Source organism: Cohnella pontilimi (assembly GCF_005049045.1).
In the GTDB taxonomy this organism is placed as follows: Bacteria; Bacillota; Bacilli; order Paenibacillales; family Paenibacillaceae; genus Cohnella; species Cohnella pontilimi.
Map to the genome: position 1 here is coordinate 12881 of NZ_SUPK01000002.1, position 20653 is coordinate 33533.

Consider the following 20653-nt stretch of genomic DNA (forward strand, 5'->3'; position numbering starts at 1 on the left):
ACACATGAAACTTAATCGCATTGCTCCGGAGCTTCCGGCGGCGCTGCGGCTTCCATATCCAGTTTCTCGGCCACCGTGTCGCGGATCACCGAGACGATGGACTGCAGCAAGTAGTTCACGTCTGATTGGCTTTGCTGGAACTGCTGTACGATCGGCATGCCGTCCAGCTCGTCCTGCAGAGCATCGATTTCCTTCTCGATCTTCTCCACCATCGCCTGGTTGTTGAATGTCGTCTGGAACGCGACCAGCTCTTTTTGTTTTTTCTTGATCTGAGCAATCAGTCCCTGCACGTTTTTGTGCGACTGAATCAGCTTCTCCGCGTGCTGGTACATCACCACTTCTTCCGCAGTCGTAATCAGCTGCGCCAGTTCTTTGGTGTGGGCCAAAATATCCTCACGGAGGATCAATTCACGGTTATCGAACACGGGAACGGCATCCCCTCCGTGTTCGTGTTCATGGTCGTGATCGTGTGCGTGTGCCGTCATTCGTAAATCCCTCCGATAAACTATAAGCTTCCTTAACCTGCGTTGGCCGAAGCCTGCACCGCCGGGCCGACGACGGCTTCCGCGGTGATATACCAAGTACGCGGCTCCGTCACCCGCACTTGGACGAACTGTCCGATCCACTCCGCCGGTCCTTGGAAATGAATAAGCTTGTTCGAGCGCGTCCGTCCGGACAATACGCCGGCGCGGGATTTGCTCTCGCCTTCAACCAGCACTTCCACGGTCTGACCGTCCACCAGCTTGTTGCTCTCAAGCGACAGCTCCGCGATCAGCGCGTTAAGCCGTTGCAGGCGTTGCTGCTTCACTTCGAACGGGACATCGTCCGCCATCTCGGCGGCCGGCGTCCCTTCCCGGGGCGAGTAGATGAACGTGTACGCCGACGCGAACTTGACTTCGCGCACGAGCGACATCGTATCCTCGAACTGTTCCTCCGTCTCGCCGGGGAAACCTACAATAATGTCGGTCGTCAACACGGCATCCGGAATGGCAGCGCGAATTTTGCGTACCAATTCCAAGAACAGCTCGCGCGAATATTTCCGGCTCATCCGCTTCAATATTTCCGTGCTGCCCGACTGCACCGGCAGATGAATGTGCTCCACCAAATTACCGCCCTTGGCCAGCACTTCGATCAGGTGATCGTCAAAATCCCGGGGATGGGAAGTTGTAAAGCGAACACGCGGAATGTCGATTTTGCGGATGTCGTCCATCAGGTCGCCGAAACGGTAGTTTCGATCTGTAAAGTCCTTGCCGTACGCATTCACGTTCTGTCCGAGCAGTGTAATTTCTTTGAAGCCCTGCCGCGCCAGTTCGCGAACCTCTGCAAGCACGTCCTCCGGCATCCGGCTCCGTTCTTTGCCCCGCGTGTAAGGCACAATGCAGTACGTGCAGAATTTGTCGCAGCCGTACATGATGTTGACCCATGCGATCAGCCCTTCTCGCTTAGTCGGCATGTTCTCGATAATGTCGCCTTCCTTGGACCACACCTCGATGACCATTTCTTTGCCGAAATGCGCTTCCTGCAGCAGGAACGGCAGCCGGTGAATATTGTGCGTTCCGAAAATCAAATCCACATGCGGATGCTTCCTCATGATCTTGTTCACGACCGAAGCTTCCTGAGACATGCATCCGCATACGCCGAGAATAAGGTCCGGCTTTTGCTGCTTCAGCGTCTTCATGTGGCCGAGCTCGCCGAACACTTTATCTTCCGCATTCTCGCGAATCGCACACGTATTGAACAGAATGACATCCGCCTGTATCCGATCGTCCGTTGAGACGTAGCCCATCTTCTCAAACATACCGCGCATCACTTCGGTATCATGTTCGTTCATTTGGCAGCCGTACGTATAGATCGCATAATAGCGCTGCTTGGTTTGGTTGATTTCCCGAAACGATTCCATAACCTTTTCCGTTTCCGGGTGTTCGAAAGACAATACTTGAATATCCTGTTTGCCGCGCTTTTTCTCATCCTGATAATCAGGCGCGGAATTTATCGTAATTTCTCTTCCCTTGAACCGATAGGTCGTTTTGCCGTCTTCCCGCTTCATGACCTTGGCGTCGGAGAAGTCAAAGTATTTCGAATAATCCTTCGATTCTTTGCTCATACGTCTCACATCCTTTCAACAAGGCATTCCCGAAAATTATATCATACCCTCGCCCAGTATAGCCATTAAGGATTACGGCGAAAACAGCACAAAACCTTCTACTGTTCTATATGAGGCATGTTCATTAAAACGGCCGAAATTAATGAAATGAACTAGGACAAATTATCGCTTTGCGCGTAAGCTAGCAACACGTCATTTGCTAATGGAGGTTGTCTGCTTTGCCCCTTTACAGAATTAGCATAATCGGTCTGGGATATGTCGGAATGCCTCTCGCCCGGTTATTTGCAGACAACGGACATGAAGTATACGGGGTCGATGTCGATGAACGTAAGATCTCCCTATTGCAAAATGGGGTTTCGTATTTATCCGATTTTACGAATTCCGACATCAGTCGGTTGACGGATACGAACCGTTTTCATGCAGGAAGCAGCTACGACGCCGTATCCCAAGCCGACGTGATCGTCATTTGCGTTCCTACTCCGCTTGATGAACACGACAGCCCCGACTTGAGCTACCTCCAAAGCGCAGTCCGAGGCATTGTGCCGTATTTGCGCCGAGGACAACTGATTGTGTTGGAGAGCTCCACCTACCCGGGAACTTGCGAAGAGGTCTTGAAGCCTTTATTGGAATCTACCGGCATGAAAGTAGGCCGCGATTTATTTTTGGCCTACTCTCCCGAAAGAATTAACCCCGGTACCCCATGGAGGTTAGAAGAAATTCCTAAAATTCTCGGCGGATTCACCCGGGAATGCACGGATTATGCCAAACAAGTGTATGGATCGGTATTTCATGAGGTCATCGTCGTCTCCTCCTTGCGAACGGCTGAAATGACCAAGCTGCTCGAAAATTCCCAAAGATTCGTCAATATTTCGCTCATGAACAGCCTGCTCCCGCTTGCAAGGGAATTGGATATCAGTTTGTGGGAAGTCATCGACGCAGCCGGCACCAAGCCGTTCGGATTTACGCCCTATTATCCGGGAGCCGGGATCGGCGGCCATTGCATTCCGGTCGATCCGTTATATTTGCTGTGGAAAGCGAAAGAGCATCATCATAACCTGCCCTTTATTGAACTTAGCCACCAAGTGAATCAGCAAATGCCTGCTTATACCGTAGAGAGATTAGCAGAAATATTGCGACCGGTTGAATTAGGCGACAGCAGCATACTCGTCATCGGCGTAACCTATAAAAAAGATGTGAATGACATCCGTGAATCCGCCGCCTTAAAAGTCATTTCGATCCTTCAGCAAAATGGTTCCAAAGTATCCTTTTTCGATCCCTATGTACAAGAGCTCACGATCGGCGGCGCCAGTGTTCCCTATATTGCGCTTACCGAATCGAACGTAAAGTCTTTTGACTGCGTCTTAATCCTGGCGGACCATTCGAACGTTCCCTATGACCTTGTCGCGGCACATGCGTCCCTCATCTTGGATACCAAGAACGTCATTGCCAAGTATGCCGTTCGGGAAAACATCATCTCTCTCTAAAGGGGGAAGAAGCTTTGATATTACTTGCGGATCCGGGCCGGCAGTTTCAATTTTTGAAAAATGAACTGATGGAGCAATTGGGTCATTTTATCGGAAGCGGCTCTTATGTCATGGGCGAGAGAGTCGCATTATTAGAGAAAAAAATAGCTGAGAAATTAGGGGTGCCCTGCGCAATAGGCGTTGGAAATGGGACAGACGCTCTCGTGCTTGCGCTCGAAGCTTTCGGAATCGGCGAGGGTGATGAAGTGATCACCACCCCGTTCAGCTTTTTTGCGACGGCGGAGGCGATCTCCCGCAGAGGAGCCAAACCGGTATTCGTCGATGTAAATCCTGCTACTTACAATATAGATCCCGATAAGATTGAAGCTTGCATTACCTCGCGTACGAAAGCGATACTTCCCGTTCATCTGTTCGGCCAGCCGGCTGATATGGACGGTATCGGGTCAATCGCACAAAAACACGGTCTCATTGTCATCGAAGATGCTTGCCAGGCTTTTGGCGCACAGTTCAACGGCAGACCTGCCGGCAGTTTCGGTCACGCGGCTTGTTTCTCCTTCTTTCCGACCAAAAATTTGGGGACGATGGGTGACGGCGGCATGGTCGTGACCCCGGATCCGGATATCGCCGCGAAAATTCGCAAACTGCGGCATCATGGGAGTCCCAAGAAGTATTATCACGATTTGATCGGCTATAATTCGCGGCTGGACGAGCTTCACGCCCTTATTCTCCTGTCGGCCATGAATCATATCGATCGTTGGAATGAACAAAGGAGAATGCTCGCGGAACGGTATCGTCAATCACTGGGGCACCTCCCCTATCTTCAATTGCCCGTAGAAAGGGAAGGTTCCCGCAGCGTGTATCATTTGTACTGCCTCGGTTCGGAGGAAAGGGAATCTCTTCAAGACGCGCTGCGTCAATCCGGAGTACAGACGGGCGTTTATTACCCCTGTCCGCTCCATCTGCAAAACGCTTATCGGCATTTGGGCTACCGGCCGGGAGATTTTCCTGCTGCCGAACAGCTCTCCAGGCAGCTGTTTGCGATTCCTTTGCATCCTTTCTTAAGGGTATCCGAACAGGATCACATCGTTTCCGTCTTGACGAGCTTCAGGAGTGCGAACCCATGAGACCCCTATCGTTGGCGCTGATCGGTTGTGGAGCGATAGCTGCGAAGCATGTCACGTCTATTGCGGCCTGTCCGGGCGCGAAATTGGCGGCGGTATGTGATGTGAGCGCGGAACGTATGGAACAAATGTCCTTATTATGGCGATCAGCAAGCAGCGAGAAGCATGAAATCATTCGTTTCACAGATTATAAGCAGCTGCTTGCCGACCCGTCGATCGATGCCGTCGTGGTGGCGACGATATCCGGTTTGCATGCGCAGATCGCGATTGAAGCGCTGATGGCCGACAAACATGTCGTAATCGAGAAACCCATTGCCCTGTCCTTGCGGGAAGCGGATGAAATGATCCGGCTCGCCGACGAGCGGAAATTAAAAGTGCAGGTCTGTCATCAGCTTCGATATCGCCCTTTAATGATGAAGATTAACGAGCTTGTAAAAGGCGGCGCATTGGGCAGCATTCTGAACGCGTCTGTGAAGCTGCGTATCCACCGCCCTCTCAGCTATTATCAATCCTCCGGCTGGAGAGGAACGTGGCAGCATGACGGAGGAATGCTGCTGAATCAAGGAATTCATGCTATCGATTTGCTGCTCTGGTACCTGGGCAGCCCGAAGCGGGTCTATGGTGAATTATTTTCCCATTACCCCTTCAAAGAAACCGAGGATGCCGCGGTCGGTATCTTGACCTTCCCGAGCGGAGCCAAGGCCATGATTGAGGCGAACTCGATCACGCTGCCCAACAATCTCGAACAATCCCTGTTTGTGCTCGGAGACAAGGGAGTGATCAGTATCGGAGGACCCAAGCTGGATCAAATCGACCGTTGGTATATAGAAGATCAGCCATTTGCCGAGGAAGAGGCAAGGAAGATTCTGCTGGATCACAGTGAACACGTTGAGATGTATCGAACCTTGATTGAGGCTTGCCAAGGGAATCCCGCAGCGGAAGCGGCATTGATCGGGTTATCGGAAGGCCGGCGGACGTTGGAGACGATTTTTGCCCTCTATTTGTCAGCCGTTACGGCGGAACCTAAAAGCCTTCCGATTCACGAGTTTTGCACGCTTCAAATGAAGCCTTGATTTCACTTTCCGATAGGTAACCAGCAGACGAGGCCGTCTTGGCAATTTCTGATTGGTCCTTAAGCCATAGTTGACGATTTGACGCTGATGCCACCGTCTAACTAACTTCGTGAAATTCAACCGGGCCGAACGGCAGAACCGTCGGATGGACAACCGGCGAATCGATTTGGGATAAACGGCCGGAAGTTTCGTTTTCGCGTATTTGGTGCTCCAAGCCCGCTTAATCCGGTTAATGGATATTTTCCGCCGATAGTTATGCATCCGGACGGGCAGGATCATAACCGCACTCTTTACCGAGACGGACTTCGAAAGTTTGGAGAGGTCGAACGAGAAATAAGAAGCCGATTTCCGCCTTGACCATTTTTTGGAATAGTACCTGCTGGGGTAAATGACTCGGTTTTGGGTGGAACGAGACGCTTGTTTGGGGATTTTCATGACCGGCAGATCCGTTAAAACATTCGCAGCAAGCGGTTGAGGCGGATTCGCTTCATACGGCTGAACATTCCATGGTGGATGCAGGACATCTCCCGAAACGACCAGTTCCGTATCCACTGGCGGTTCCATTTGCGGTTCCACATGCGGTTCCATATACGTTTCCACCGGCAGTTCCACATGATGTTCCACTTGCGGTTCTACTTTCATTTCCATATGAGGTTCCGGTTGAGGTTCCATTTGTGGTTCCCACTGTTGTGCTAATTGCGGTTCCATCTGAGGTTCAGGTTGCAGTTCCACTTGCGGTTCCGATACCGGTTCCCAATCCGGATCCCATCCCAGTTCGGCACGGTATACTCTCAATAACTTAGCGGTCACCGCATCGACAAAATGATTTTTTTCGGCGTACTTACGACCTGCATCCCTCAAATGCTGCCGCCACTCTATATTATGAATCAAAGGGATTAATTCTCGGTACAGGGTGGCGGGATTTGCGGAGATTACGGGTAGGTCGGGATCCATTTTCGGTTTTAAATCCTCCCGAATGTGCGACAATACGACTTTGCCCAATGCCATGGCTTGCGCGGATATAATGCCGTAAGTACCATGCAGCAACTGATCGATCACGATGTCCGCTCGTTTCATTAAAGCGACAGCATCGGTATGGTCGAGACCTTCTGACGGTTCGTATTGAATCTCGTAACCCTCTTGCCGCAGGCGGGAAATCGCTTTTTCGACATATTCGCTTCCATTCGATTCCTTTACGAAATGAACGATGACCACTGGGTTGCCGGAAACATCCGAGTCCCCATCGGCGATCTCTCCAAGGTTCTCCGGATGGATGGCACAAGGAACGATATACACTCTCTGGTGGTACTTCGCCGCATATTCGGCTGCTTCCGCGTTGTTTACTATGCAGGCCGGGAAAACAGACGATAATTGTGCAAGTAAGTTCGGGTCTTCCTCTTGGTAATCGTCAGCCAAATAGGCATAGAAATTGGAACGGGTGGCTGCATGACGGGAACGGATCTCCGCCGTCTCATACTGGATAAGAGGAGCGGCTCTAGCATGGTCTCTATTCAATAACCAATCGTTTAACCGTGACGCAGCAGCCGAAGCTCCGTGAACATGGAAAATGTCAAATGGCTGAAAATCCTGGGGAGGCTTCTCGTCCCAAACTTTCATCTCTTGATTGGCCTTGAATAGTCCGCGAGATATCAAGTGAGCCTGTGCATTGCCGGCTTCATAGGCTCTTAGGATCTTCAAGCGCTTCATCTCCTTATTTTCGAATTGGCACGTTCGAATATCCAGTATATGTCCGACGGGGTACATTGCACATTGAGCAAGTACCTATTTGTCACATAGGTTCGCGTACAACCATATATTTTCAAATGATCATACAATGGGAAGGGGCGCCATGAAGGGAATGAGATGGATATGGTTTTCAGGAACGTCCTGATTACGGGGGGAGCCGGCTTTGTCGGCTCCCAATTGGTCAAGAGGATCGAGCCTATGGCCGAGCATGTCTTTGTGATTGACAATCTTTCGGCGGGACGACGCGATGCGGTCCTCTCTTCCGGCAAAGTCACGTTCATCCAGCAAAGCTATGAGCAGGAAGATTTATTGAATGACATATTGCCGCGAGTGGACTGGATTTTCCATTTAGCTTGCAGAAGCTTGAGTTTATCCGTAATCGATATAAAAGAAGACTTTCATACGAATTTGTACGGCGCGTTCGTACTGCTTGAAAAAGCCCGCTCCTTATGTCCCTCTCTTCAAAGAATCGTGTACACATCCACCGCATCGATTTACGGTAACGCCGAAATTCGCCCCACGCCAGAGTCCGAATATCAAATTACAACGCCTTACTCGGCGAGCAAATTCGCGGCCGAACACTATTTTGACGTATACGCCCGGAGTTATGGCCTGCCCGTTACAATGGTCAGATTGTCCAACGTGTTCGGGCCAGGACAGGTGGCTGACAACCCCTATTGCGGCGTCGTCGCGAAATTTTTTGAAAGCATGGAGAAGAACCAGCCTCTTCCGATCATCGGAGACGGTTTTCAGACGCGTGATTTCACTTATATCGAAGATGCTCTGGATGCCATCCTCCTGGCTGCCGTTTCCCCGAATAGCTTAGGGAAACTGTACAATATCGGAACCGGCATCGAGACATCGATTCTCGAGCTTGCCGCAATAATCGCCTCCATCGCGGGTCAGCCCGATTATCCGATCGTTTATTGGCCCAAACGCCCAATTGATCACATTCAACACCGGTCTGTGGATACCCGCCTCATTCGCCGGGATTTGAATTGGGTGCCCAAGCACACGCTGGAAGAAGGTTTGTCCAAAACTTACGCCTGGTTGAAACCATCACACTCCGGAGAGGATCGAAAGCCATGAGAATACTTGCCTTGATGGAAGCCGAGCATCATCGCATGAATGTGGGTTGGGCGCTTGAAGAAATCGGCCATCATGTTCTTCATATTAATGAACCGAACGAGAAGCGGATCGATGAAGCCGTTCAATATTTCAAGCCCCATATGACGTACGGGATGGGATGGGACTTACTTCAAGATAAAGTGGAAACCGTCTCGGCGATTCTGCGCAAACATAATCTGTTTCACTTATATTTCGCCGAGGAAGATTGGCTGCATTACGGCTGGTGGTCTTCCCTTTATGTGCAAACCGTACCGACGCATTTCGTCATGACCCGCAGCGAGCGTTGTCTTCCGAATTATGAACAAATGGGCATTCCCGCCGTGTTCCTCGACGTAGGAAGCAACCCTTCCTTCCAGCGGCCCGTAAAGCCTGTCCCCGCGTATGCGTGCGATGTCTCGGTTGTCGTCAACGGGCAATTCATTCACGATGTCTTTCGGCGCAAAAGCCTCGCCGACCTCGTTTATCCGCTTTTCGGCGCCCCATTCGACACGCGGATCCGAGGGAACGATTGGCACAATGAGCTTCCCCGGCATATTGGCATTACCGCCAATCCTCGAATGCTGTACGGGTCGCTTCCCTATTGCGAGACGCCTAAAGTCCATAGTTCCGCTAAGATCAATATCAGCGTGCAGACCGTGGAAGACCAGCTCAGCAGCCGGACTTACGACATTCTGGCAGCTGGGGGGTTCCTGCTGACTTCGGATACTCCGAGGGTTCGAGAGCGTTTGAAACCCGGCATCAACTGCGAAGTGTCCGATTCGCCCGAGGAGACGATCGAGAAAATCCGTTATTATTTACAGCACGAGGACAAACGGAAGGAAATTGCCGGACGGGGTCTTGAATTCGCGCAGACGGAAGCTACTTATCAGACGAATATACCGCGGATATGGCCGCTTATCGAAGCCGAAGTGAACCGTTACTATGGGTGGTAAACAGACGCTAAATATATTGATTCCTTCTGCGGGCGGCGTATCGGGCACGTTTTTAATTCGCCATTTATCCCGTCATCCGATCGAGCATTACGTTTACCGGATCGTGGCCGCGGACAGCAATGCCGATTCCATCGCCAAACACATCTCGCCTGTTTTTTACCATATCCCGAAGAGCGGCGATCCCCAATATGAGAATGCGATCTACGATATCATCCGGAAGGAGCGGATCGATATCATTCTCCCTGTCACCTCTTATGACACCCCTTTTTATGCGGCATACAAAAAGAAGCTTGAACAACTCGGTTCGAAACTGCTCGTCTGCGACTTGCAGACGCACGAGTTGCTGCACAACAAGGAGAAAATGTACGCGTTCATGGACAGTATCGGAGTTTCCGTCCCGCAAGTGTACACAGACGGAGAACCGTTGCTTTATCCGGTGGTGATCAAAGGTTCCGAGAGCAGCGGCAGCCGCGAATTTCACATCCTCAACGATGAGGTCGACTATCGATACTGGTCGACGAAACTGAGGGAATTTGTGATGACGGATTTTATCGAGGGGAAGGAATTTACGGTGGATTGCTTGTTTGATCCGTCCGGCCGGCTTGTGGTGCACAACGTTCGAGAGAGAGTCAAAACGAATGGCGGCGCCGTCGTCGTCACGAAACAAGCAGCCTCTGAAGAGCCTTTACGTGCCATTTTGAGCAAAATGGAATCGCATCTCACCATCGTAGGCCCAGTTAACTTTCAATATATTCGGGATCGGGAAAATCGCCTGTTCTTAACGGATTTCAACACAAGGTTCGCCTCAGGCGGACTGCCTCTTACGATTGCCGCCGGCTACGATATCCCGAATCTGATGATCCGGTTAATGCTGAATCAGAACGTTCAAGTTGCCGGCAAAACTCCGGAACGCTTAATGATGTATCGGTTCTATGACGAACTGATCGTCCGGGAGAATTGACATGCCCGTCATCTATATCGACCTCGACGGAACATTGCTTGACGTTTGGTTCCGATACTATACCATCATGCGTACTTTTTTTGACAGCGTGCATCTCCCCTTCATCAGCTTGGACGATTACAAGCGGCTCAAATGGCGCTGGGTTCAGGACGAAGCCATTATTCAACATGCCACGAAAGATCAACCGCTCGCCGCCCATGAACTTGTTCCTTCCTATCAAGTATGGAAAAGGGAAAGATTAGAGAGTCAAGCACTGCTGCAATGGGATGAGCCCATAGGCCAGCTGCATGCTTTCGCCGCCCGGCTCAAACCTGCCTATCGCCTGAACCTGATTTCGGTGAGAAGGGATCACGAAGCTGCCAGGCGTCAGTTACAGGAATTGAATATGATGGCCCCATTCGAGCGAATTGACTGGGTATCGCCTTCCCGGGAAAGAAACCCGAAATGGGAGGCACTTAAAAATCGGGCAGACCGCGGCGATCTCATCGTCGGCGACAGCGAGACGGATATAGGCTGCGGCTCGATGCTGGGGCTCCGATCCTTTCACGTGCAAACCGGATTAAGAAGCTTTGAATATGCCGCACGTCATGGCCATGCCATTAAACTGCAGCAATATGATGACATCTTATCCTACTTATAAGCAAAGGGCAGTCATATGACTGCCCTTCGCTGCGTTCACCGGATCAAATGCCCAATCCCTCATAATCGTACCCAAAACTCAGCATTTCGTCTCGATGAAGCGCATTTCTTGTATCCAAAACGTAGGGTGTGCGCATTTTGCGGATCAGATTAGCCCAATCCAAAGTCAGGTAGCAGTCCCAGTGTGTCAAAAGGATCAGCGCATCCGCTTTGTCGGCCAATCGTTCCGGCTCGTCACAGTATTCAACCGGCAGATCGGGATTTAAAGACCGAAACATGGCGGCACCGTGGGGGTCGTGAGCTTTGACATGACTTCCGAGCTCACAGAGCTCGCGAATGATCACTTCGGCCTGGCTTTTCCTGGCATCGTCCGTGTTCGGTTTAAACGTGAGGCCGAGAACGCCGATCCTTTTTCCTTGCAGGCTTTTCAGCTTGGATTGAACCTTTTTTACACAGTATATGTGCATTTCATGGTTTGCTCGTACCGCCGCCGTCACGATTTGCAGATCGCAGTCGTATTTGCGTGCGGTTGCGAGCAGCTCCGCCGTATCTTTCGGAAAACAACTGCCGCTCCAGCCGCTCGACACCTGCAGAAATTTGTTGCCGATCCGGCTGTCGAGCCCCATCCCCGCCGCCACTTCTGTGATATCGGACCCTAATCGGTCGCATAACCTCGCCATTTCATTGATATAACTGATCTTCACCGCGAGGAAAGCATTGGATGCATATTTGATCAACTCTGCGCTTGTCGGCGTTGTCCGGAGCCACACCGGCTCGGGTCTTCCTTCGGGTACCGGCGGCAGCAGTTCTCTCAAACTCTCGTACACATCCCTTGTCAGCATAGAAAGATATAAAGCTTTCATGACGGCTTCCGCTTTCACGCTTTCTGAACCCACAACAATGCGATCCGGGTAAAATACATCTTCGACCGCGTAACCTTCCCGGAGAAACTCCGGGTTGCTAACCGTCTCAAATTGAAGACCGGCCTGCAGCCCGGATACTTCTTCCAAAATGGAAGTGACCATGTCCGTGGTTCCCACCGGTACGGTGGACTTCATCACAATCAGTGTATAGCGCTCTGGGTTCAAGTGCTTTCCGATTCGGGCAGCCGCAGCTTTGACGAAGGTCAAATCGGCGCTCATGTCTGCCTTAGAGGGCGTTCCCACACAAATAAACACGACATCCGCTCCCCCTACACTCTCGTATTGGGTGTCCACGGACAATGTTTGGCCCGCCGTTTTACGGATCAGTTCCTCCAAGCCCGGTTCATAAATCGGGCTTTTCCCGTTGCGAATGTTATCCAATTTCATTTCATCGATATCGATGATGGTTACGGCATGTCCCAGCACAGCTAATGCAGCCGCGGTTACACTGCCGACATAGCCTGCGCCTATACAGGCCACGTTCATAATACCTCCCCCTTTTCTTCCTGAGCGCCCCTTCGCGTTTCCGTATGATTCGTTATCCTATGCGCGCTTCAAGAGGAGGGACTAGTTAGATGAACCTGCTCCTTGCAGATTTGGGAACATTGGAGTAGCCGATCACCGGCACATGACGTTTTTTCATCTTGTTGGTTCATTCGACCAGTGAGTATCAGCAGCGGCAGACATATGCTGAGAGTATTCCTGACCGACAGGAGGAACGCCATTGACGAGGATTCTCATCACGGGAGCAGCCGGTTTTTTGGGTTCCCATCTGGCCAAAGCCCTGGTTTCCGAGGGACATGAGGTCTTCGGGATCGATAATTTCTCTACGGGAAAACCGGATCATTTGGCCGCGCTTGCCGATTGTCCGGATCTTACGTTCATAACGGGCGATATTTCCGATGCCCGTCTCTTGGATCTCGACGAGTTGAAGGACGTTCAAGAAATCTATCATCTGGCCTCCCCGGCGTCTCCGAAATTTTATCAAGCCCACCCTTTCGACACGATATCCGTCAATACGAACGGAACCCAAAACATGCTGAAGCTGGCTTTGAAAAATCTGGCGAAGCTGGTCTATTCCAGCACGAGCGAAGCCTATGGAGACCCGTTGGTTCATCCCCAGCACGAAGGATATCGGGGGAACGTGAACACATGGGGGCCTCGCGCTTGCTATGATGAGGCGAAACGGTTGGGAGAGGTATATTGCTTCGAATATTGGCGGCAGTTCCAAGTTCCCGTTAAGGTAGCGCGAATTTTCAACACCTACTCGGCCGGTTTGCGCAATGATGACGGCAGGGTCATCTCGAACTTCGTCACCCAAGCGTTGGAAAACCAAGACATCACGGTATATGGAGACGGATCGCAGACGAGATCGTTTTGTTATGTGGACGACACGATACGGGGATTGCGGCTCATGATGGAGAGCGATCGGGCCACCGGGGAAATTATCAATATCGGGAACGATAAAGAGTACACCATTTTGCAAGTGGCGTGGCTCGTCAAGATTTTGTCAGCTTCCAAAAGCAAAATCACCTTTCATCCGCTTCCTCAAGATGATCCCATACGGCGCCGCCCCGATATTCGCAAAGCAAAGAAACTACTCGGCTGGGAGCCCGAAATCCATCTGGAGGAAGGTTTACGCCAGACCATCGCCCAATATCGACAAAGAAAAACCCGGCAGCCTTAGCTGTCGGGTCATGTTTTGATGTGAGCGTGCTACGGAATCAACAAAATTTTGCCGGTACTGGCGCGGCTTTCGAGCAGACGATGGGCTTGCCCGCCTTCGCTTAGCGGGAAAGCCGCTGCCGTCTCCACCCGCAGACGGCCTTGACGAAGCTCATTGAACAGAAATCCGCTTCGTTGTATCCGGTCTTGACGCGTGGTGATATGGTTCCACAAGTCGCCTCCGGTCAACGTTTTGGAGGTGTCCATGAGCATCCTCGGATCCACGTGCGGAGGATCTCCCCCGGCCATACCGTAGAACACGACAGTCCCTTGGATGCGGACTGCGGAGAAACTGTCCATCAACGTGGAGCCAACAGAGTCATACGCCACATTCATGCCTTGTCCGTCGGACGACCAATCGCGTGCGGCCTTTGCCCAAAGCGGGGAGTCGCCGCCGTTTCCATACAGGAGCACTTCGTCGGCGCCGGCAAGCAGCGCCTTGTCCCGCTTGGGGGCGGATGAAGTAAGACCAAGAACGCGAGCGCCTTTCGTTTTGCATAGCTGCGTCAACAACTGACCGACACCTCCGGCGGCGGCATGCACGAGCACTTCGTCACCCGCTTGCACGGGATAACTGTCATGGATGAGATAATGTGCGGTCAAGCCTTGGAGCAGCACGGACGCCGCTTGCTCGAAGGGGATATCGTCCGGCAGCGGAATCGCCCGCTCCGCAGGCACGGAGACGAGCTCGGCATTCGCGAAAGGCGCATCGGCGAATGCGATGCGGTCGCCTGCTCGCAGCCCCTCCACGCCCTGCCCGACGTGCTCAATGACGCCGGCTCCCTCATAACCCAGTATGTAAGGCGGCTTCCCCGCCAGATGATAGTTGCCCCTGCGCCGATAAATATCGGCAAAATTGAGCCCGATGGCCTTCATCCGCACCATGACCGTGCCGGCAGCAGGCTGCGGCTCAGGGATGTCACGATACTCCAGCACCTCAGGACCGCCGAAACGGTCAAAAACTAAAGCTTTCATTGCCATTGCGCCTCCTGTTATATCTTATCAACAGCCGTTGCCTCTATTTCAATCAACATACGATCGTTGATGAGCTTCCTCAACTTAGCTTAATGTAACCAATGTTTTGGAAAGCTTACGGAAGGCGGCAATTGGGTGTGAATATTGCCGTTAGCCGAATTGATTTGTGCTTGCGTCAGAAAAATACTTCCTCTCAGGTCGGCACCTCTCAAATCAGCGTCTCTGAGGTCCGCGCCAATAAGGTCGGCCATTCTCAAATCCGCATCCCGGAGATCGGCGGCAATCAGGAATACTCCTCTCAAATTGGCCCCTCGAAGATCAGCGCCTCTTAATTTTGCACCTATCAGGTCCTTTCCTCTCATCGCTTTACTCTGTTTATCATGGTCTTTCTTAACATTCGCACGCACCCGTTCGCTCGTTTTCAGAAGCAATTCATTCACCCATGCTCTATGGGCAGGTACATGGAGGTCTAACAAGTCTTTGGGGCTTAGATTCGTAAGTCGTTCCGTTTCCGCCGCAGCTTGCTGTAACTCTTTATGGATAGGCTGGGCTTCTTTTAAACGAAGTGCTTCCTCTAAGAAGCAAAGCATCTCGTGAAGCTGCTGCATGATAGGGAGCACATCAAACATTTCCTTCGCGATCGAAGGGTTTTCCCGCCAATGTTCGCCATTGTAGGTGACTTGGGAAACCTTTTGACCGGCTCCAAAGCATTCATAGACGGTACAGCCTCGAAAACCGCTGTTTCTCAAATTTTGATGGATGCCGCAGCGATTATCCGCCCGCAAGTTCCGACAAGGTGTTCCTCCATCTTTATCGAAAGCGAAATCGGCAGATTTGGCAAAAGGCAAAGCGACACAGCATAAGCCAAAGCATTTGTCGCAGTCGGCGGCGAATTTAGACAATAATTACACTTCCTCTAATAATGAACTAAAATTGATTATAGCGAAAAAGGAGCCCTTCGGCTCCTCGATCATGGGAAAATTCGTTCATGTGCCGCAAAAAGTCCGGTAAGGCCGGGACGAAGGTGCCGGCGGCGCACAGTACTCCTCTTGATCGGGGGAGTGTGCGTACGGATTCGCAAGAGCTTGAAGAAGCCGCCGCATCACGCCTAGGTCACCCTGATTCACCGCAGCTTCCAGCGCTTCTTCTACCCGATGGTTGCGAGGGATTACCGCGGGATTGCTGTTCCGCATCAATTCATGCGAAGAGGACCTTGATTCCTGCTGCCTGTCCAGTCTCGACTGCCACAACTGCCGCCACTTTGCGAATTCCGGGATGTCCGACAGGACCGTATCCTCCGTCTGTTCCAACGTGAATGCACGGAAGGTATGGGTGTAATCCGCGTGTGACATCTCCATCATTTTGAAGAGATCTGCGATCAGCGATTCATCCTCCGGCTCTTCATTGAAAATCCCCAGCTTTGCCCTCATCCCCGCGAGCCAATTGCGGTGATAGAGCTCAGCAAAATGGGATACGGCATCTTGAGCGAGTTCGACCGCCTCCTTCTCGTCGGCATGCAGCAGCGGCAGCAAGGTTTCCGCGAATCTCGCCAAATTCCATGCCGCGATTGGAGGCTGATTGCCATACGCGTAGCGGCCGTAGGTATCAATGGAGCTGAACACCGTGGCGGGATCATAAGCATCCATGAAGGCGCATGGACCATAATCGATCGTTTCTCCGCTGATGGCCATGTTGTCGGTGTTCATGACTCCGTGAATAAAACCGACGAGCTGCCATTTGGCAATCAGCGCGGCTTGACGCTTGATGACTTCCTGAAGCAGCGCAAGATAGCGGTTATCAACCGCCATTATATCGGGATAATGCCTGCGAATGGTGTAGTCAGCTAAAATCCGGAGATCTTCCTTGGTTCCCCAGTTTGCAGCAAATTGGAACGTACCGACACGGATATGACTGGCCGCCGCGCGGCTCAGAACGGCACCAGGCAGCTCGGTTTCCCGGATAATACGCTCGCCGGTTGTGACCACCGCAAGGCTCCGAGTTGTGGGAATACCAAGCGCATGCATCGCTTCGCTGATGATGTATTCGCGCAGCATCGGTCCCAGGGCTGCCCGGCCGTCGCCGCCGCGGGAGTACGGCGTTCTGCCCGAGCCTTTCAGCTGAATGTCCACCCGCTCGCCTTTGGGCGTCTTCTGTTCGCCCAGCAGGATCGCCCGGCCGTCACCCAACATCGTAAAATGCCCGAATTGATGCCCCGCATAAGCTTGGGCAAGAGGCGAGGCGCCTTCGGGAATCCGGTTTCCCGCGAGCTCCGATACGCCACCCTCGTCTTGCAGTGCTTCGACGTTCAGACCCAAGGACGCGGCCAGCGCATCGTTCAGCACGATTAACTTCGGAGATCGCACAGGGGTTGGATTCTGCCTCGTAAAAAAGAATTCCGGCAAACGACCGTAACTGTTGTCGAAGTTCCATCCCGTTTCGGTTACCGCTTTGTTGTCCGTCATCCTATCTCCTTTCCCCTCATCATTCCTCAGGGTTGGTGCCGGTTTGCGCTTCCGTGTATACTTCCGTTTCTTGTTCCAGCTCATTCAAGGCATAAAAAGCATGTTCCACTTCGTCACGCCCGAAAAACATGCCGCCCCATTCTTCTTCCGACTCGTAGTGAAATTTATGGATTCCGTCTTTGGAAAGCACGGAACAGGTGATCGAGTCATCGTCTCTGTTCTCTACATTCACCTCGACCAAGGAGTCATCCTCTAAGTAAGCCATGATCACCGTTTTTAATTGATGCGTAAATTCTTGGCTTACGGGATCGCCTTCGAAGATGCCGCTGAGCAAGTTGTCCGCTTCTTGTTCGAGTGATTTCAGTTCTGTCACATGTATGCCCCCCTTCGATGACAATATTTTCCCACATTTCATAGGGGGTATGCAAAATAAACCGCTCATTGAATGAGCGGTTCAGGATACGCCTTCTACTTCTTTTTCACTTTTGCTTTTGTACTTGAGCGCCTGTTCCGCATCCTGCGTGTTGTGGTGATCGAAGATTTTTTCATTTTCCTTTTGAGCGATGTATTTTTTCGAGTACTTTTTCGAGTAACTTTTCGAGTCATTTTTCTCTGCCGCGTCTTCAACGGCTTTGCCGGTGCCGATTTTTTCGATGTTCTTGTCCTGCTGCTTTTCCTGCTGCTTTTCCTGCTGCTTTTCCGGATGTTTTCGTATATTTTGACATACTGCTCAGCCATCGTTTGTCTGGAGAATCGATCCGTCGCATAATGCCGGAGTTGTGCAGCGGAAGGAAAAGCGGCAGCTGTCACTTTCTGCATCATTTCTTCAATGTTATGGCAAATCAATTGCGGAAAGCCGGCCAACACTTCCGGAACGGAGCCTTGAGGAAAAGCCAATACCGGCGTTCCCGTCATCAACGCTTCAATCATGACTAACCCGAAAGGTTCTTCCCATGTAATAGGGAACAATACGCACTTGGCGTTTTTAAACAGCTCTTGTTTCGTCTTTCCGCCTACGGCACCCACATATTCGATATTTGCACTGCGTTTGAGAACCGGTTTGATTTCTTCCGCGAACAGCTTGGAATCCTTGATCGGTCCGGCAATGATCAACCTGTGATTCGTGGTCTCCGCGACTCGTATCGCCTCGAGGACGCCTTTCTCTCTTACGATTCTTCCGATGAAGAGGAGGTAGTCTTTCTTCTTTTCGTCATATTCATAATCGTCGGGATGAATTCCATTATAAACAATGTAACCTCGTTGTTTGCCGACGGTATCCCACATTCTTTTACTGGGATAAATCGATTTACTTGTGGACCACCCTAACGGGCATTGATGAGTGCTGACTGTAGGGACCGGTAACTTCAGCCGCTTAACGGATGAAGTAAAAGTGAAATCGTTGATCACTTCGATTGAAGAAGGAAGTCTGCTCGCTACAAAGCTCCCGATATCTTTCTCGTTCAGGTCCGGCGGATATTCGATGACTTTGGCACTGCAAGTGCTGCCTTTTGGAGCAAACACATAAACGTCATGTCCCCGGTGGACAAGCTCTTCCGTCAGATCGTAGAAAACCTTTTCCGTTCCGCCTTGATTAAAAGGGGGTAGAGGATACGCAGCAGGAACGTTTGACATCGCATGCACGATTTTCAAGCCGCGCTTAGAAGTTTGGGACCGTGTTTGATGGAGACCCGCTAAAGATACCCGGCTGGATGTACGCTCTTGCAGCCATTGTATCGCTTCGATATGATCGCCGAGTATCATCTCCCCAATCTCTTGATGATAGGAACGGAGCTTGTTCATATGAAACACGTCGACTGTTGCGGACTTATCCACTCTCAGTCCTTTATATACGGCAATCGCATGGGCCTTGGGAGGAACCGCCAAGTTCTCTATGCCGATAGCGAGCGCCGCTTTTTTCGTCATCGCATGGGGAATCGCTGTTAACGAACAGAAGCCAAGATCGGGTCTTAACAATAAATCATTCAGATAAAACTTCGCCATGCTGGCGTAATCAATGACGGTTGCGTTTTTATAGAACGGATCCAAATGGTTAAGTGCCACGTCCGCTCCATCATAGCAAGACTTTACAAAGGGGAGCAGCAAGGACGGATCGATCGGAAAATCGCCGTCCAGGAAAAGCAGCACCTCTCCTGTCGCAGCTTTGGCCCCGATGGCCCGCCCGACATCGTGACCCAGCCGATTGGAATAGGAACAACAACGGACCGGGTATTCTTTGCAAATTTCCAATGTCCTGTCCGTCGATCCGTTCTCCACGACAATCGTTTCTTTCGGCTTGAGCTGCAGCGCCACATCTATGATTTTCCTCATGTACGCTTCTTCATTGTGCACCGTGATAACGACGGATAAAGATTGTTTGTTGCGAGACAAAAGAGCTTGACCCATATAACTGTCTAACGGGATACTCTCATGAATACGAGGAGAAGCGAGCGGTTTGTTTGGTTTCTTCCGCGTTGTTTTCAATGGAGTCACTTGCCTTTTTTTACGGACGGTTGATTGTTTCTTCATCTTCGCCCCTTTTCACCGCTTCCGTTAAAGTAATTGCACAGGTAAAGTTATAGCCTCCCTGCATCTTCCAAAGTCGGTCATTCCCGCCCTGAGCCCACGTTGTGAAACGAGGTAGGAAACGGCTTCGGCATGGTCGCCCAGGATGATTTCTTTTACATTTTCAGCAGAAACGGGCTTTCGTTTATTCATTTTCACGGGACGAAAAAATCCGGATGTTGTAACCGGCAGCCTGTTCGCTACGGCAACGGCTTGGGCCAGCGGAGGAACGGACAAATGGATTCGCCCGATCACTTTCAAAGCGTGTCTGCTTAAGGCATGGGGGACGGTTATCAAAGAGCTGCCTGACAAATCGGGTCTGCCCAGCATATGATTAAGCAAATGCTTCGCTATATTGGCCGGATGTTTTGGGGAAATGCCCGAATAGGGATTTAACACGAGATCCCAACCTTCTTCGGCTTTCCGTACATACTGCCTCAGCAGTTCAGAAGGGATCATAACATCGGCATCCATAAAAAGAAGAATATCGCCGCTCGCATGCTTGGCCCCCAAGGAACGACCCTCATTGAGCCTTAATAGCGTATTGCTTCTTACGACCTTTGAAGCTCCCGCTTTCTTTGCGATTCGGGCGGTGTGATCTTTGGCGGCTTCGCACACGACGATGATTTCGGATCCGGGTTGTACTTGTTTGGCTTCGCGAATGATTCTGAAGAGGGTTCGGCTTTCGCTATGCGCGGGTATGATGATGGAGACATTCGAACGTGATAAACGATTCACGGACTCGGGATATCCTCCCCTCTTTGGAGTTCAATGTTCAATCTCTCGTTATCGTATTAATCTCGGTTTGGAAAGTAACG

Annotated in this window: 18 protein-coding genes; 8 read left to right on the forward strand and 10 right to left on the reverse strand. The window is 51.3% G+C overall.

The genetic code is table 11. The annotated features are described in order from the left end of the window. Positions 1 to 11: 11 nt before the first annotated feature. Positions 12 to 485, reverse strand: a complete 474-nt coding sequence (locus E5161_RS04080; RefSeq protein WP_136776448.1) for a YlbF/YmcA family competence regulator — start codon at positions 483 to 485, stop codon at positions 12 to 14. Between the two features lie 32 nt (positions 486 to 517). Continuing rightward, complete coding sequence (miaB, locus tag E5161_RS04085) at positions 518 to 2104, reverse strand: tRNA (N6-isopentenyl adenosine(37)-C2)-methylthiotransferase MiaB (RefSeq protein ID WP_136776449.1); 1587 nt, start codon at positions 2102 to 2104, stop codon at positions 518 to 520. A 218-nt stretch (positions 2105 to 2322) separates the two neighbouring features. Between miaB and E5161_RS04090 the strand changes: the two genes are divergently transcribed. The 3 genes from E5161_RS04090 to E5161_RS04100 are packed head-to-tail and all read left to right on the forward strand — an operon-like array spanning position 2323 to position 5782. Continuing rightward, positions 2323 to 3588, forward strand: a complete 1266-nt coding sequence (locus tag E5161_RS04090; RefSeq protein WP_342773811.1) for a nucleotide sugar dehydrogenase — start codon at positions 2323 to 2325, stop codon at positions 3586 to 3588. Between the two features lie 14 nt (positions 3589 to 3602). Next, positions 3603 to 4712 carry a DegT/DnrJ/EryC1/StrS family aminotransferase gene (locus E5161_RS04095; RefSeq protein WP_136776451.1) on the forward strand — a complete coding sequence of 370 codons (1110 nt, stop codon included), beginning with the start codon at positions 3603 to 3605 and terminating at the stop codon, positions 4710 to 4712. Continuing rightward, positions 4709 to 5782 carry a Gfo/Idh/MocA family protein gene (locus E5161_RS04100; RefSeq protein WP_136776452.1) on the forward strand — a complete coding sequence of 358 codons (1074 nt, stop codon included), beginning with the start codon at positions 4709 to 4711 and terminating at the stop codon, positions 5780 to 5782. Before E5161_RS04095 ends, E5161_RS04100 begins: the two co-directional genes overlap by 4 nt. Here E5161_RS04100 and E5161_RS04105 read toward each other — a convergent pair. Next, the gene (locus E5161_RS04105) at positions 5714 to 7480 is read right to left on the reverse strand and encodes a hypothetical protein (protein ID WP_136776453.1); all 1767 of its coding nucleotides are present in this window, start codon (positions 7478 to 7480) and stop codon (positions 5714 to 5716) included. The two genes, E5161_RS04100 and E5161_RS04105, sit on opposite strands and share 69 nt — an antisense overlap. Before the next feature lie 165 nt (positions 7481 to 7645). On the opposite strand from E5161_RS04105, the gene E5161_RS04110 reads away from it, so the two are divergent. The 4 genes from E5161_RS04110 to E5161_RS04125 are packed head-to-tail and all read left to right on the forward strand — an operon-like array spanning position 7646 to position 11189. Beyond that, positions 7646 to 8617: an NAD-dependent epimerase/dehydratase family protein gene (locus tag E5161_RS04110; RefSeq protein WP_246042097.1), complete on the forward strand. Its 972-nt coding sequence runs from the start codon at positions 7646 to 7648 to the stop codon at positions 8615 to 8617. Beyond that, a complete protein-coding gene (locus tag E5161_RS04115) occupies positions 8614 to 9588 on the forward strand; it encodes a CgeB family protein (protein ID WP_136776454.1) in 975 nt (324 codons plus the stop codon). Before E5161_RS04110 ends, E5161_RS04115 begins: the two co-directional genes overlap by 4 nt. Next, entirely contained in the window at positions 9578 to 10549 is a 972-nt protein-coding gene (locus E5161_RS04120) for an ATP-grasp domain-containing protein (RefSeq protein WP_136776455.1), read from the forward strand. The genes E5161_RS04115 and E5161_RS04120 overlap by 11 nt, the downstream gene beginning before the upstream one ends. A gap of 1 nt (position 10550) precedes the next feature. Next, complete coding sequence (locus tag E5161_RS04125; protein ID WP_136776456.1) at positions 10551 to 11189, forward strand: HAD family hydrolase; 639 nt, start codon at positions 10551 to 10553, stop codon at positions 11187 to 11189. A 43-nt stretch (positions 11190 to 11232) separates the two neighbouring features. Here the strand turns inward: E5161_RS04125 and E5161_RS04130 are convergent, their stop codons facing one another. Continuing rightward, a complete protein-coding gene (locus E5161_RS04130; RefSeq protein ID WP_136776457.1) occupies positions 11233 to 12597 on the reverse strand; it encodes a UDP-glucose dehydrogenase family protein in 1365 nt (454 codons plus the stop codon). A gap of 238 nt (positions 12598 to 12835) precedes the next feature. On the opposite strand from E5161_RS04130, the gene E5161_RS04135 reads away from it, so the two are divergent. Further along, entirely contained in the window at positions 12836 to 13798 is a 963-nt protein-coding gene (locus E5161_RS04135) for a UDP-glucuronic acid decarboxylase family protein (protein WP_136776458.1), read from the forward strand. 29 nt (positions 13799 to 13827) lie between these two features. Here the strand turns inward: E5161_RS04135 and E5161_RS04140 are convergent, their stop codons facing one another. The 6 genes from E5161_RS04140 to E5161_RS04165 form a co-directional block, all read right to left on the reverse strand. Continuing rightward, on the reverse strand, positions 13828 to 14811 hold the full coding sequence (locus tag E5161_RS04140) for a quinone oxidoreductase family protein (protein ID WP_136776459.1): 984 nt from the start codon (positions 14809 to 14811) through the stop codon (positions 13828 to 13830). Between the two features lie 89 nt (positions 14812 to 14900). Beyond that, positions 14901 to 15713: a pentapeptide repeat-containing protein gene (locus E5161_RS04145; protein WP_136776460.1), complete on the reverse strand. Its 813-nt coding sequence runs from the start codon at positions 15711 to 15713 to the stop codon at positions 14901 to 14903. 84 nt (positions 15714 to 15797) lie between these two features. Beyond that, on the reverse strand, positions 15798 to 17273 hold the full coding sequence (locus E5161_RS04150; protein WP_136776461.1) for a protein adenylyltransferase SelO: 1476 nt from the start codon (positions 17271 to 17273) through the stop codon (positions 15798 to 15800). A gap of 19 nt (positions 17274 to 17292) precedes the next feature. Continuing rightward, positions 17293 to 17646: a hypothetical protein gene (locus tag E5161_RS04155; protein WP_136776462.1), complete on the reverse strand. Its 354-nt coding sequence runs from the start codon at positions 17644 to 17646 to the stop codon at positions 17293 to 17295. 95 nt (positions 17647 to 17741) lie between these two features. Next, positions 17742 to 19799, reverse strand: coding sequence for a glycosyltransferase (locus tag E5161_RS04160; protein ID WP_136776463.1), 2058 nt, complete (start codon positions 19797 to 19799; stop codon positions 17742 to 17744). Positions 19800 to 19823: 24 nt separating this feature from the next. Beyond that, entirely contained in the window at positions 19824 to 20573 is a 750-nt protein-coding gene (locus E5161_RS04165) for a glycosyltransferase family 2 protein (RefSeq protein WP_136776464.1), read from the reverse strand. Positions 20574 to 20653 lie beyond the last annotated feature (80 nt).